Origin of the sequence: Parabacteroides sp. An277 (assembly GCF_002159645.1) — a bacterium.
Lineage (GTDB): Bacteria > Bacteroidota > Bacteroidia > Bacteroidales > Tannerellaceae > Parabacteroides.
Genome location: NZ_NFJB01000030.1, coordinates 12,069 through 25,041 on the forward strand (window position 1 = coordinate 12,069; position 12,973 = coordinate 25,041).

Below are 12,973 nucleotides of genomic sequence, written 5' to 3' on the forward strand. Positions count from 1 at the left end.
AAAAATGGAATTTGAATCAATTTTGCTACCGGGTATCAACCCGAAACGTCCCATCGTCATCGCAGGACCATGTAGCGCCGAGTCGGAAGAGCAAGTAATTGAAACGGCTAAAGGACTCGCCTCGAAAGGTATTAAGATATTTCGTGCGGGGATTTGGAAACCACGTACCAAACCCGGAGGTTTCGAAGGTATTGGCGTGATTGGTTTACCGTGGTTGAAACGTGTCAAAGAAGAAACGGGCATGTACGTTACAACGGAAGTAGCTACTAAGGATCATGTGTTTGAGGCTCTTAAAGCAGGAATCGATATGCTTTGGATTGGAGCTCGTACGTCGGCCAATCCTTTCGCCGTACAGGAAATTGCGGATGCTTTGAAAGGGGTGGATATTCCGGTACTTATTAAGAATCCTGTCAATCCGGATTTAGAACTCTGGATTGGTGCTTTCCAGCGTCTTTACAACGCGGGTATCCGTCGGTTGGGTGCTATCCATCGCGGTTTTAGTTCGTATGACAAGAAAATTTATCGTAATCTTCCACTTTGGCATATTCCTATTGAATTGCGCCGTCGTATGCCGGACTTGCCTATTTTCTGTGATCCCAGCCACATCGGAGGAAAGCGGGAACTGATTGCTCCGCTTTGCCAGCAGGCGATGGATTTGAATTTCGATGGACTCATGATTGAGTCACATCGTGATCCGGACGCGGCTTGGAGTGATGCCTTCCAGCAGATTACACCGGATGTACTTGATTATGTACTCAATCTTCTTGTAATTCGCGATTCAACCCAAACGACAGAAAGCTTGGCGGAATTGCGTCGTCAAATCGACGGAATAGACGAGCAAATCCTCGAGTTGTTGGCAAAGCGGATGCGTGTTTCTCGCGAAATTGGGGTATATAAAAAGGAACACAACATGCCTATTCTCCAATCGCCGCGTTATAGCGAAATCTTGGAGAACCGTTCGGATATGGGCAAGCAAATGGAACTTAATCCTGAATTCATTCGTGAAATGTTGAAAGAGATTCATGAGGAATCTGTTCGTCAGCAGATGATTATCATGAACGAAGAAAAGGCTTGATTGCAAAGTATATGAACACAGAGGCTCAGAGACACGGCAGATTGATGAGAAAAACGCGGTGTCTCGGTGTCTCTGTGTTTTTTATAAACCTATCCAAATAGTATACAGAAATGAAAATACTTATTCTCGGAGCCGGTAAAATGGGCTCCTTTTTTACGGATTTACTTAGTTTCGACCACGAAGTCGCTGTTTTCGAACAAGACCCGAAACGAATGCGCTTTATTTATAACGCTTTCCGGATGCAAAGTATTGACGAGGTGAAGGACTTTGTTCCAGAACTCGTGATCAATTGCGTGACGCTTAACCATACGCTGGATGCTTTCCGGGCCGTGCTTCCGCTTTTGCCTCCTTATTGCATCATTTCGGATATTGCCTCTGTCAAGACACATTTGAAAGAGTTTTACGAGACATGTGGTTTCCCGTATGTATCGACCCACCCGATGTTTGGTCCGACCTTTGCCAATCTCGACAACCTCAGTAAAGAAAATGCCATCATCATTTCCGAAGGAGACCACTTGGGCAAGATTTTTTTCAAAGATCTTTATAGCCGTTTGCATCTGAATATTCGGGAATACACATTTAAGGAACATGATGAGGTGGTGGCTTATTCGCTAGGTATTCCTTTCGCCTCGACCATGGTCTTTGCGGCGACTATGAAGCATCAGGATGCACCGGGCACGACCTTCAAGCGGCACATGAAAACTGCCCGCGGCCTCCTTTCCGAGGACGATTACCTCTTGACCGAAATCCTTCTCAATCCGCATGTCCCGCATCAAATCGAACGTATCCAAGAAGAACTATCTATCCTTTTGCAGGATATCAAAAACAAGGATACGGATGCCATTAAACAATACCTGACGAAAATACGGAAGAATATTGAGTAATCTTCCTAAAAGAGAGAATATGCCCCTGTTTTTTAGGACGGCACATTCTCTTTTTCTTTTTTGCACCATTATCTTGTATTTTCTTCGATGCTATGCTGCGTTCTGGCGTAAGCAGTGTCTAATTTTGCATCATCATTCAAAAAGAAAGTAGATTATGACACTGAAAGAATTGGTAATGCGAGTTAGTTTTGAGGAGTTGTTGCCTTATTTAAAAGCAATGATAAAAGGGCATGATAATTCTGTGTATGCCTTTCGCGAAGCATACGACCGGCTCCGGTTAATGGAACCCGAACCAGATTTTAAAGGGGAAATTCAAGTGGGATGGCATGGTGGAATGTTTGGAGAAGATAAATGGGTTGGCGTTTCTGGTTTGTCGGGCAATTACTGGAACAAGGGTTTGTCTAAAGAAATCATTGTGGAAGAGGGTATTCACCTTACTCCAAACGAACTGGCTGCCCATTGCCTTTGGGAAATCACATTCTATGGATTTTCGGAAAAGGAGATAGAAAATACTTTCGAAAGAATGCTGGGATAAAATAAACCACAAAATAAATATGAAATAGCCTTGGAAAAATTGCGGACAAGCATCATTAAACATCAGACACCACGCAAATACATTTCAACCATTCAGGGTAAACTGTGTTTCACGGAAGGAATATTGGCTTATTGGCTTCATCAAATGAAAAGGAAGAACCGTTCCAAGAGAAAACGGGCATATCGGCAAGAGCGTAGGAAAGCATACCTGAAAAAGATGGGCAGGCGCCTGAATCTGGTCGAATCGCTCACGGTCCCGGGAAGCAGCTTTACTCGTCAAGATGTGGAATTTTTAATGTCCATAGAGAAAGGAATGTCATATGATTATACCTCAATTACAGGCAATGCCGAAGGGCGGTTGGCTTATATTGCGGATTCTATGACAAAATATCAACAACTCGATAGGGACGGCTATGATAATGCCATCGTTTGCGTCATCGTTTCCTCTAAATATCCATTGGCTGAGGCGGAGTGCCGGGAGTTTCAAGCAAAGGTACGTTCGTTTTTGAAGTATGAAGATATCCGTTTCGGCACCGTCCAAACCGATAACGATAGTAAAGAGGTAGAAGTTAAATTGTTGTTGAGTAAATTATAACGGTAAATCTTTTCAAAGCAGCCTGTATTTGTCCAGATTTATAGTTATGTTTTCGGAAGTTTTTGCTTACCTTTGTGGATATCACTTGACAGCCATGGCTAATTGTAATAGTATGAGGAATCCGAATGAAAAGAATCATTCACCGATGTTGTGATCGAGTTATATCGTTTGACGAATAAATTTTTAAGATATGGAAGAGAATATAGATTGGTTTGAACTAATTCAAACATTGCAAAAATTGAAAGCAAAGTTGCCTTATCATTTCAATATTATTGATGAATTGGGAGCAAATGAAAATGCGCATACGAAAATTCTTATTAAGTTCTTGAAGTATAAAGGAGAAGATGGCAGTTATCCTATATTGAAATCTTTTCTTGAAATTATTAAGGATTATTGTCCAGAAGCCTCTTTTCAAATAACAAAACCGAGTATTCGATATGGAACGGAGTATATAGATGGATTAATAGAGGATGAGCAATATGCGGTCATCATTGAGAATAAGATTCGTTGGGCGGTAGATCAAGATAAACAGCTTGAACGCTATATTAAAAATGTAGAACTACATGGAAATCCAGTTGAGAATATCTATGTCATCTATTTGACAAGTGATGGGAGTAAGAAGGTCGAGTCTTATAGTTTAACTGATAAGGCTAAACAGTGTTTGGGAATGACGGACAGTGATAATGGACGTTTTATCCCCATGAATTACCGTAGAGATATTCTTCCGTGGCTTAAAGAAGAAGTATTGCCGAACTTAAAGCATAAGGAAGAGATGCTGATAACTGGCATTAAGCAGTATGTAGATTATTTAGAGGGATTTTTAGGATTATGTAAAACAGATAGAATAAATAAAGTCATGAGAGAAGAATTGTATAATAAATTAGGCATTAAGGCAGATAAATCGATTTCCTCACAGTACAAAGAACTCACGAAAGTTGGGAATTCTTTAGATGAATTAATGAGAAGACTTAGTCAGATAAAGGAAGAAGTGGCTAAAGAAAGTAATGCGTGCGAAGATTTTGATAAGATAACTCAATCTTATTTCTTGGATTTGTTCAATGGCTCTCGACAGATAGGCATAAACAATGCCATTAGAACAGGCGACGGATTCTATTTCATACATTATAAAGAATGGGGTTGGCAAATCCATTTTGAATGGTTACCATTATCAATAGATAAATTAATGTCTGAAAAAAAATATATGCTCTATTTACATATAGAAGACAATCTTGCTTCATTCAAAAAATATATATTGGAGGATGAAGAATATAATCAATTAGTGAAATCTATTGATGGAAAGATAAATAATAGAGACAAACACACTGCTTTTCAAAAGCAATATATCGCTGATAAACCTTTCGCCGACATGACTTATGATGAAAGAAAAACTTTTTTGGAAAAGGCGTATAGTGACCTAAAGCCGATGATTGGTATCATTGACCGTTTGCTTAAAGAATATAAGTCTAAAAACAATAAGGAATAATCAATGGATACGTTACAAATATTGTTGAGAGAAGTTTCTCGTATTGTCGTTAGGGATAAACAGGAACAGGAGGATTGCCGAAAAAGAGGCGAATACTTTAATGTGTTTAGTATTCTGAATTTGGAAGCGAATGAAACGCGGACTCATTCTGCTTTTATAGCGGAATTACTGAATCCTAAAGGTAGCCATGGCGTAGGGGATGCTTTTTTGAAAGCATTTCTATCTATCCTAAAGTTAAGCGATTTTGATTTTGATACAGCCTCTGCTGAGGTTCAGGTAGAATATCATATAGGTTTTAAGAATGAAGATGCTACAACGGGTGGTCGGATAGATATTTTGATTACTTCAAAAGATAAAGCGATTCTTATTGAGAATAAGATTTATGCAGGAGACCAAGAAAATCAATTAATTCGATATTTTAATTTTGCTAAAGAGAAATATGCTGATAATTTCCGATTGCTCTATTTGACTTTAAACGGGCACGATGCATCAGAATATTCCAATAAAAAAGAAGATAAACAATTAAAACCGAATCAGGATTATTTTCTTGTAGGGTATAACCATGAGATGCTTTTATGGTTAGAGCGTTGTATCGAATTGGCAGCATGCCATCCTTTGGTAAGAGAAACAATTCGACAATATAAATCTTTAATTGAACAATTGACAGGTAAAAATATGAACGAGAATAATAATAGAGAATTAATAGCATTATTGACTAATGCAGGAAATGTAGAGGCTACGTTGGCTATATTAGCTACTAAATATGAGGTTTTCCATGTAATTAAAAAGAATTTATTGGAACAATTAGGAGCTTGGGTTGAAAATAGAGGCTGGAAGTTCAATTATACTGAAACAGCATGGAGAGGTGAAGATGGAGAAGGTTTGATATGGATTTACAAAGAAGAATATCGTCCTTGGGCTATTTGTTTCAGACATGAAACGCCAAAAGATGAATGGTATTATGGAATTTCTTATTATGAAACCGTAATAACCCCACTAAAGCAACAATCCTATTTTAGATTTTCGAAAAAGCCATCTTCTGGATGGCCTTTCGGATGGCAAAACTTTAATCAATATAGACGTTGGGACGATATCAATACCCTCCGCGACATGACAAATGGCAAAGTATTGAAAGCAATGCAGGAGATTATCGAACCGATTATGCAAGATATTGACTCCGGTGTGATTGATTTAAAGTCGAAATAAATAAAAAGGGCAGCCCCGCCAGCTGCCCCTTCCTTTCTATTATTATCTCAACGTAATCATCTCCGCAAATTCCACTACCAGCGGATTGCCGCCGTCGTAGGTCTCGATATGGATTGTATACTTGCCTTCTGTCAAGTCATCGACCATCGTAAATTCGCAACTGGTCTCCGTGACGTTGGTGATAGTCTCCGGTTTAATCCATTCGGTGTAATCCTGATCATTGATGAGTCCGATGACGTGTTCCAGCGTGCCGTCCTGTCCTTTCAGGGTAAATCCTTTATATTTCAAGGCGATTTGCTCGCCTCGCTGGAGGAGTAGCGGATTCTCCGGGTCGCCCCCTTCCTTTTGGTAGACGGCGGTGATTTCCGGGGTGATGGTTTCGGGTTCTTCCGGGTCCGTCTCTTCTTCGCTTCCCTTCTCTGTGGTGCCAACGCCCCGGCGGGAGAGGGTCGATTGGAAGTGGAGGATACGGGTGTTTATCGCGTCGATGAGCGTCTCCAGTTCGGTGGCCTTTTCGCTGTCGTTGTCGATGTAGGCTGCCACCAGGTAGAGGGCTGTGATGAGGTTGGCCAGGTCGTCGAACGCGCTTTCCACCTTCGGGCGGATGCTCTTCATCGTCTCCATTTCGCTGCGGGCCATCTGTTCGTCCGCCCGTTCGTAAAGCACCGTTTCAAAGTCCGTTACCGCCGTCTTCAGGTCGTTCAGCAGGTCGGTTACGCCCGCCGTCGCCATATCTTCGGTATACTCGGTTTCAAACGTGTCCACCAAATCTTTCATCATGGCAATCTGGTCTGTTTGCGACTTTTGCGCTGCTTTCCGGTACTTTTTTATCTCGAAGACAAGGCGTTTGGCAGCGGCTGCCTCATCAGCGTCCAGGCTCAACTGTTTGCTCTGGATGGCGAGGTCGAGCGCGCGGAAGCGCAGGTTGGTTGCCGTGCTTTTTTCGAGCACCGATTCCGTCTGGATGTACCCCTGATTGCCCACATAGACCTTATTTTCCTTGGCGAAAGCCGTCGCAAACCGGCTCCGGTAGGTGGTCAGCCCATATTTCTCGGCCAATTCTTCCGTGACGAGGTTCAATAGCGAGGAGTAAAGCTGGTAATGCTCGCCGTTGCGGGCGTTGTTGAGATAAGAGATGTCGTTAGCTTTTTTCATATATCTAAAATTTTGAATGACAAATGATAGCACAAATGTATGGATTCTTTTCCACAATTGCAAATTATCCTTTTCCACAATCACGGCTTTTTCATTTAAAAAAACGGTGACCTTGTAGATCCTAAGGGAACTGGTTCGGAACGCTTGTAGCTGCAGGCCTCGCTCCGCTTCGACCTACGGTTACTTGAAAATGAGGGTGTGTCATAAATAAGAAAATGTTATCTGAAAGTAACTGAAAAGCTCCCCTGTCTTAGGGGAGCTCCCCGCAGGGGTGAGGGGTTATTACTTATTATGAGATATTGAACCCCTCAGTCTCGCTACGCGAGCCAGCTCCCCTAAGGGCAGGGGAGCTTTTCAGATAGCATTTTGACACATCCTCGTTTTATTACCTATATCGTGCCTCGAAGAGGTGCAATTTTCAAGTAGCCGTAGGTCGAAGCGGAGCGAGGCCTGCGGTATCCAATTTAAATGAAAGAGCCGTGTCCCACAATTTCGATTATTTTTTCGACGCGCAGGACGTGCTTTCCCACGATTTTGATTTCTCTCCGGACGTGCAGGAAATGCTTTCCCACAGTTTTGATTCCTTTCCAGACGTGCAGGACATACTTTCCCACGATTTTGATTTCTCTCCGGACGTGCAGGAAATATTTTCCTACAGTTTTGATTCCTCTCCAGACGTGCAGGACATGCTTTCCCACGATTTTGATTTTTCTCCGGACGCGCAGGAAATGCTTTCCCACAATTTCGATTCCTCTCCGGACGTGCAGGAAGCGCTTTCCCATAATTTCGATTCCTTTCCCGTTAAAAATGTAGAGGTAGAAAAAAATTTTTCAAGCTATGCCATGCTTTGGCAAAGCAGGGGCGTAATTTTGCAGTGTAATTCAGAATGAAAAAAGAAAATAGCGTTATGGAAATGGATGGTCAGCAGAAGAAAGAAGATATAATCCAGCGGATGGTTGGGCAGCATGATGTAAAGATATTTACGGAAAATATCGAAGAGGAGGCGCTGAAACAGATAGAACGGTTGTTGTCTATCGGGACTTTTCAGGATTGCAAAATCCGGATTATGCCGGATGTCCATGCCGGTGCCGGATGCGTGATTGGTTTTACGGGGAATCTGGGCGATAAGGTCATCCCGAACATCGTTGGCGTAGATATCGGGTGCGGTATCTTGGTGCAGCCGTTCGCTTGCTTGGGGCAGATAGATTACCATGCCTTGAATGAATTTATCCTGCGGACTATCCCTTCCGGCAGGAATTATCGGGACGAGACCTATCGCCCGCTGCCCCATCCCTATATGGAAGCCTACAGCGAGGCGAAGGGTCTCATCAAACAGTTGCGCTGTTACCGGGAATTGAAGGAGTCGAAACGGCTGAATAAATCCATCGGTTCGTTGGGCGGTGGGAACCACTTCATCGAAATAGACAAGGACGACGCGGGCCTGTTCTATTTGGTTGTCCATACGGGCAGTCGCAACTTAGGGAAACAGGTGGCCGAGATTTACCAGAAGTTGGCTGTAAAATGCCAATCTGGCTGGGCGGAACTGATGGAAAGGCAAGCCCGGATGATTGACGAATACAAGCAAGCCGGGCGCAAGGCGGAATTGCAAGAAGCCATCCGGCAGCTGCATAATTCGTTCAAGATGTACAAGCCCGTCATCCCTGCGGAACTTTCCTATTTAGAAAAAGATTTCCGGGAAGATTACCTGCATGACATGCGGCTTTGCCAACGATGGGCAGCAATTAACCGACGCATGATAAGCGGACTTCTCATGGATTACTTATCGGAACGAGGGCATGTAGCCATGCAGCCGGAAGAATATCGAGGATTGTCGTTTGAAAGTGTCCATAATTATATAAGCGACACGAATATGGTGCGCAAAGGAGCCATCTCTGCCCGGGCGGGAGAAAAGTGCATCATACCGCTGAACATGCGGGACGGTTCGCTGATTTGCATCGGGAAGGGCAATACCGATTGGAACGAATCCGCGCCCCATGGTGCCGGACGAATTATGAGTCGTAGTCAGGCTTTCGCCCGAATCCGGATGGAGGATTACATGCATTCGATGGAGGGTATTTACAGCGAAAGCGTTGTGGAAGATACCCGCGACGAATCCCCGATGGTCTATAAGCCGCAAGAGGAAATCATCCGGAACATACAAGATACGGTAACGATTGTCAATGTCATCAAACCGGTCTATAATTTCAAAGCGGCGGAATAAAAATTATATCCTATGCCGCGTTTTGGCAAAACCGGGACGTAATTTTGCATCAGAATAAAGAAACAATTAAAAAATAAGATGGATATGAATACAAAAGCATTTGAAAACAGTTTTATGGAAAAAGTAATGGAAGATGAAGCTTGGAAAAAACTGTCGGAAGATTTCCCTTGGACGGAGAAAATGTTGGAGAAATATCAAGACAAAGTAGATTGGGAAGAAGTTTCTGGAAACTGGCGTATCACTTGGACGCCTTCCATGTTGGATAAGTTCAAACGCCGGATAGATTGGTCTAAACTTTCCGGCCGGGAAGAAGAAACGTTGATGGCAACTGAAAACATCGAACGTTTTAAAGATTATTGGGATTGGAAAGAACTGTCGAACAATGATGCATTGGAATGGAGTATTCCATTAATAGAGCTTTTCATCGATTATTGGGATTGGGAAAGGCTTATCAATAGTTACAAATTGAGCGAAACCATGCTCGATAGTAAATTCTTTGAGAGATTTAAAGACCATATACCAGCTTCTAAATTGCAAGATTCCCGGTTGTGGGACAATATGGTCGAAGCAAAGAAAAAGAAAGTAATGGCACAGATTGTGTCGGAAGCGTAATCATTAAAAAAAACAGGGAATAGGAGCGAGGATAGCAGAACCGTGTTCTCGCTCCTGAAAGGTTATGAAACGGAATCGACATCGAGAGAAGAAAAAGGCGGAAATGCGTAGCTATCCGGAAGATGAAATGTGGAATTTGGATAATACGATAGCTGCTTTTATCGCTCCGCGCTTGGGTGAGTTTATCAAATACTATGCGCCATTGGCTACGCCCGGAAGCTTGGCCGACAAATATGGTGAAAAAGGAAACTTGGAATGGTTGCGTATTTTGCGCAAGATGAAATATGCATTCGAGTGCCTTTCTTCCTGTACGGCATATCGGGAAGAAGACGACCAGGAAAAGATACAAGAAGGATTGGAATTGTTTGTGAAGTATTTTCGTGATTTGTGGTATTGATATGATGATAAATTATAAAGGACATAAGATTCTGGCATTTTCAGATACGCATGGAAGGCATCGTTATCTGGATATTTCCTCGGAAGTGGATATTTTGATTTGTGCAGGGGATTGCATCAATACTTTCTCCGTCGATGAATTTCGGGATTTCATGTCCTGGTATGCTTCCCTTCCTGCCAAGTTGCGGATATTTGTAGCTGGCAATCATGAATTGTTTTTCGATTTGTTCCCGGAGAGATCTAAAGAGTTCATACCGAAGGGTGTGGTGTTCTTAGAAGATGGCGGATATGAGTTTGACGGGCTTCATTTTTATTCTGTTCCGGCAAGAGCTTGGTTGCATCAACCGAGAATCATTCCTGAGAGTATGGATTTTCTGATTACGCATGGTCCGGCATTAGATTGTTTGGATGAAGGTCAGGGTTGTCCTTTACTTTATGATACGGTTTTGAAATCGAAACCTCGTTATCATCTGTTCGGACATATCCATTCCCAAGGTGGAAAGGTGATAAGGAATCAATGGACTACTTTCTGCAATGTAAGTTGCTTTGAAAAGCTATGGAATTATCCAGAGAATGAAAAATAAAATATAAGTGTGCTGTGTTCTGGCATAACAACGAAATAATTTTGCATCGTGTAATTAAAAAAGAAAGGATGATTTATGAAATTAGCAGAAGCACTCAGCCTCAGGGCTGATTTACAAAAGAGCATTGCGCAATTGAAATCGCGCTTGAAAGAATGTTCGAAGGTACAGGAAGGAGATGAACCTTCGGAAAATCCGGAGGAAGTATTGGCGCAGCTGGAAAAGAAATTTCCGGAATTGGAGGAATTGATTTATCGAATCAATTATACGAATATGCATACGGAACATGAAGGTCTGAATCTGACACAGATGATTGCGAAAAAGGATGCACTCACTTTACGAATTACAGCGCTTCGGGAAGTGCTGAATTATGTAACAGAACGTGAGAGTCGTTATTCGCGCAATGAGATTAAATACATTCGTTTTCTGGATGTGGCCAAACTACGCAAACAGATAGATTCCTTGTCTCAAGAACTGAGATTATTGGATATGCGCATACAATCCATAAATTGGACTGTTGATTTGCTTTAGAAGAAATAGAAGGCGTCGTTTTTTATAGGGTGAATACATGTCGCGAGCCCATTGGGTAGCAAAAATCTTATGGCTTTCGGAGCGTAGGCGAGGTATGCATTCGCGCAAGCTCAGTAAAGTGTACAGGTTTATTTTTCATTCGGCTTCGAAAGGAGCAATCGCATCAATTATTACCGCTGTATTAACTATAAACAAACGAAGGGTGGGTTTGGGGAATTTTATAATAGACAGATATGAAAACATTCAAATCATTATTGAACCAATATGGTTTCGACGAGATACTTCCTGCATTTAAAGCCTTGTATTCGCATAATGAACCGAAGCAGGCGGAGAATTTAAATTGGGAAGGTTATCGTGCTATCTACCAATCGTTACAGAATTTAAAGAAGGTACCTTCCGATTGCCATATTTACGTGGCATCCCGATGGGAAAGAATGGTTCCTATGATTGATATGAATTGTTCTGTGCGCGAGAAAAGAGGGTCATGCGGACCGATAGCCGTGTATCTATCTTGGCCGGAAATCGTCGGCATGAAAGTATATGTCCGCAAAGGTGTAGAGATTACTCCACAAGAATTGGTCGCCGGTTTGTTTTGGAAAATTACCTATTATGGCGGTTCGGAAGAGATGGTGCGGAATCATTTGGAAAACAGAACGCCCGATGAGGTCATCACCGCAGAAAACGGGAAAACGACAGACATCTATATAGACAAGAAATGGAGCTTGTAGGCTCCACTATTTTATGGTTATAGGCATAGCTAACCCATGCTCTAACAGGAACCGATTTCCTGAACTTATATCACTATATTTCTCATATTCCACGGCATAAATATCATTTTCCCAGCCGTAAATATCGCCATCATATTCTTGGGCGAAATGTACGGCATACATGGTTCCGCTTACAATAGGGCATTGGGCAACAATGACTTTCTGTGATAAAACAACTTGTAATCGACAACGAGCGACCAATCGTGTCGGATTAGCTTTTACACCGATGGGATGTTCCGATAAAATCAATCCGCCTTTGTTGATAATCTCTTTCTGCAAAGGTTTGTTCACTTTCGGATGCGTCACGTTTAACCCCGAAGCAATGATGGCGATGGTTTTTCCACCGGCATCAAGACATCCGCGATGAGTTGCTGTGTCGCAACCTAACGCTAATCCACTTACGATGGGGTGGCCTTCCGAAGCGAACCGATAGCCTAATCGATAAGCTGCATTCAAACCTTCCGTGTTGGCTTTTCGAGCCCCAATAATCGTAACACAATTGTCGCTATGAATTAATTCTTCATTCCCTAGCAGATGAATTAGGATAGGAGCATTGGCACCCAAATTTTCCATAAAATGCCGCGGATAATCTTCTTCGTAATAAGAGATAGTTTTAATACCCGATTCGGTTTGTTCTTGCAATATCTTTTGGGCTTTAGGAAGCTTATCCTTCGTTTGTAATATAAGCTCTTTCAATTGTGTTCTTTCTGTTTGATGGATTTGTTTGGAAGAATAACCAGACAATTGTAAACATAATAATTCCTCTACGGAAGGAGCCCCCGCTCTCCAAGCCTCTATCCGTTTCTTATTTTCTGCTTGAATCTTTTCTGTAATTTCTTTGAATCCCATATCGCTTTATCTTTTTGTTGCAAAGAAAATGCGTCCATGTGCCAAAACAGGACATAACTGATATTTTTTTCGATTTATGCTTTA

General features: G+C 42.2%; 15 protein-coding genes. 12 read left to right on the forward strand and 3 right to left on the reverse strand.

Features of this window, described 5'->3' with window-relative positions; translation table 11 throughout:
• The first annotated feature begins 4 nt into the window (after positions 1-4).
• The 6 genes from B5F77_RS11750 to B5F77_RS11775 all read left to right on the forward strand — a co-directional run bounded on the left by B5F77_RS11750 (position 5) and on the right by B5F77_RS11775 (position 5,777).
• The gene (locus tag B5F77_RS11750; RefSeq protein ID WP_087331024.1) at positions 5-1,075 is read left to right on the forward strand and encodes a bifunctional 3-deoxy-7-phosphoheptulonate synthase/chorismate mutase type II; all 1,071 of its coding nucleotides are present in this window, start codon (positions 5-7) and stop codon (positions 1,073-1,075) included.
• A gap of 110 nt (positions 1,076-1,185) precedes the next feature.
• Complete coding sequence (locus B5F77_RS11755; protein WP_087330976.1) at positions 1,186-1,959, forward strand: prephenate dehydrogenase/arogenate dehydrogenase family protein; 774 nt, start codon at positions 1,186-1,188, stop codon at positions 1,957-1,959.
• Between the two features lie 154 nt (positions 1,960-2,113).
• Positions 2,114-2,494 carry a DUF6557 family protein gene (locus tag B5F77_RS11760; protein WP_087330978.1) on the forward strand — a complete coding sequence of 127 codons (381 nt, stop codon included), beginning with the start codon at positions 2,114-2,116 and terminating at the stop codon, positions 2,492-2,494.
• A 144-nt stretch (positions 2,495-2,638) separates the two neighbouring features.
• The gene (locus B5F77_RS11765) at positions 2,639-3,088 is read left to right on the forward strand and encodes a hypothetical protein (protein ID WP_140392872.1); all 450 of its coding nucleotides are present in this window, start codon (positions 2,639-2,641) and stop codon (positions 3,086-3,088) included.
• 190 nt (positions 3,089-3,278) lie between these two features.
• On the forward strand, positions 3,279-4,571 hold the full coding sequence (locus B5F77_RS11770) for a PD-(D/E)XK nuclease family protein (protein WP_087330982.1): 1,293 nt from the start codon (positions 3,279-3,281) through the stop codon (positions 4,569-4,571).
• Between the two features lie 3 nt (positions 4,572-4,574).
• Positions 4,575-5,777 (forward strand): PD-(D/E)XK nuclease family protein, encoded by a 1,203-nt coding sequence (locus B5F77_RS11775; protein ID WP_087330984.1) that lies wholly within the window; start codon positions 4,575-4,577, stop codon positions 5,775-5,777.
• A gap of 42 nt (positions 5,778-5,819) precedes the next feature.
• On the opposite strand, the gene B5F77_RS11780 is transcribed toward B5F77_RS11775, so the two are convergent.
• Both B5F77_RS11780 and B5F77_RS11785 read right to left on the reverse strand, forming a co-directional pair.
• Positions 5,820-6,932 (reverse strand): DUF6261 family protein, encoded by a 1,113-nt coding sequence (locus B5F77_RS11780; protein ID WP_087330986.1) that lies wholly within the window; start codon positions 6,930-6,932, stop codon positions 5,820-5,822.
• A 464-nt stretch (positions 6,933-7,396) separates the two neighbouring features.
• The gene (locus B5F77_RS11785) at positions 7,397-7,714 is read right to left on the reverse strand and encodes a hypothetical protein (protein ID WP_087330988.1); all 318 of its coding nucleotides are present in this window, start codon (positions 7,712-7,714) and stop codon (positions 7,397-7,399) included.
• Positions 7,715-7,839: 125 nt separating this feature from the next.
• On the opposite strand from B5F77_RS11785, the gene B5F77_RS11790 reads away from it, so the two are divergent.
• From B5F77_RS11790 to B5F77_RS11815, 6 genes are all read left to right on the forward strand, one after another.
• The gene (locus B5F77_RS11790; protein ID WP_239446335.1) at positions 7,840-9,153 is read left to right on the forward strand and encodes an RtcB family protein; all 1,314 of its coding nucleotides are present in this window, start codon (positions 7,840-7,842) and stop codon (positions 9,151-9,153) included.
• An 84-nt stretch (positions 9,154-9,237) separates the two neighbouring features.
• A complete protein-coding gene (locus B5F77_RS11795) occupies positions 9,238-9,765 on the forward strand; it encodes a hypothetical protein (protein ID WP_087331029.1) in 528 nt (175 codons plus the stop codon).
• A 64-nt stretch (positions 9,766-9,829) separates the two neighbouring features.
• On the forward strand, positions 9,830-10,162 hold the full coding sequence (locus B5F77_RS11800; RefSeq protein ID WP_087330989.1) for a hypothetical protein: 333 nt from the start codon (positions 9,830-9,832) through the stop codon (positions 10,160-10,162).
• A 1-nt stretch (position 10,163) separates the two neighbouring features.
• Positions 10,164-10,745 (forward strand): metallophosphoesterase, encoded by a 582-nt coding sequence (locus B5F77_RS11805; RefSeq protein WP_087330991.1) that lies wholly within the window; start codon positions 10,164-10,166, stop codon positions 10,743-10,745.
• 75 nt (positions 10,746-10,820) lie between these two features.
• Positions 10,821-11,273, forward strand: a complete 453-nt coding sequence (locus B5F77_RS11810) for a DIP1984 family protein (protein WP_087330993.1) — start codon at positions 10,821-10,823, stop codon at positions 11,271-11,273.
• A 233-nt stretch (positions 11,274-11,506) separates the two neighbouring features.
• On the forward strand, positions 11,507-12,001 hold the full coding sequence (locus B5F77_RS11815) for a DUF6557 family protein (RefSeq protein ID WP_204244973.1): 495 nt from the start codon (positions 11,507-11,509) through the stop codon (positions 11,999-12,001).
• A gap of 6 nt (positions 12,002-12,007) precedes the next feature.
• On the opposite strand, the gene B5F77_RS11820 is transcribed toward B5F77_RS11815, so the two are convergent.
• The gene (locus tag B5F77_RS11820) at positions 12,008-12,889 is read right to left on the reverse strand and encodes a DNA-processing protein DprA (protein ID WP_087330995.1); all 882 of its coding nucleotides are present in this window, start codon (positions 12,887-12,889) and stop codon (positions 12,008-12,010) included.
• Positions 12,890-12,973 lie beyond the last annotated feature (84 nt).

What these genes read in the sequence shown, in the direction of transcription:
- B5F77_RS11790 (WP_239446335.1), top strand. Translation starts at nt 7,840, where the DNA reads ATGGAAATGGATGGTCAGCAGAAGAAAGAAGATATAATCCAGCGGATG.
- B5F77_RS11815 (WP_204244973.1), top strand. Translation starts at nt 11,507, where the DNA reads ATGAAAACATTCAAATCATTATTGAACCAATATGGTTTCGACGAGATA.
- B5F77_RS11755 (WP_087330976.1), top strand. Translation starts at nt 1,186, where the DNA reads ATGAAAATACTTATTCTCGGAGCCGGTAAAATGGGCTCCTTTTTTACG.
- B5F77_RS11770 (WP_087330982.1), top strand. Translation starts at nt 3,279, where the DNA reads ATGGAAGAGAATATAGATTGGTTTGAACTAATTCAAACATTGCAAAAA.
- B5F77_RS11800 (WP_087330989.1), top strand. Translation starts at nt 9,830, where the DNA reads ATGAAACGGAATCGACATCGAGAGAAGAAAAAGGCGGAAATGCGTAGC.
- B5F77_RS11750 (WP_087331024.1), top strand. Translation starts at nt 5, where the DNA reads ATGGAATTTGAATCAATTTTGCTACCGGGTATCAACCCGAAACGTCCC.
- B5F77_RS11785 (WP_087330988.1), bottom strand. Translation starts at nt 7,714, where the DNA reads ATGGGAAAGCGCTTCCTGCACGTCCGGAGAGGAATCGAAATTGTGGGA.
- B5F77_RS11810 (WP_087330993.1), top strand. Translation starts at nt 10,821, where the DNA reads ATGAAATTAGCAGAAGCACTCAGCCTCAGGGCTGATTTACAAAAGAGC.
- B5F77_RS11820 (WP_087330995.1), bottom strand. Translation starts at nt 12,889, where the DNA reads ATGGGATTCAAAGAAATTACAGAAAAGATTCAAGCAGAAAATAAGAAA.
- B5F77_RS11805 (WP_087330991.1), top strand. Translation starts at nt 10,164, where the DNA reads ATGATGATAAATTATAAAGGACATAAGATTCTGGCATTTTCAGATACG.
- B5F77_RS11760 (WP_087330978.1), top strand. Translation starts at nt 2,114, where the DNA reads ATGACACTGAAAGAATTGGTAATGCGAGTTAGTTTTGAGGAGTTGTTG.
- B5F77_RS11765 (WP_140392872.1), top strand. Translation starts at nt 2,639, where the DNA reads ATGAAAAGGAAGAACCGTTCCAAGAGAAAACGGGCATATCGGCAAGAG.
- B5F77_RS11775 (WP_087330984.1), top strand. Translation starts at nt 4,575, where the DNA reads ATGGATACGTTACAAATATTGTTGAGAGAAGTTTCTCGTATTGTCGTT.
- B5F77_RS11795 (WP_087331029.1), top strand. Translation starts at nt 9,238, where the DNA reads ATGAATACAAAAGCATTTGAAAACAGTTTTATGGAAAAAGTAATGGAA.
- B5F77_RS11780 (WP_087330986.1), bottom strand. Translation starts at nt 6,932, where the DNA reads ATGAAAAAAGCTAACGACATCTCTTATCTCAACAACGCCCGCAACGGC.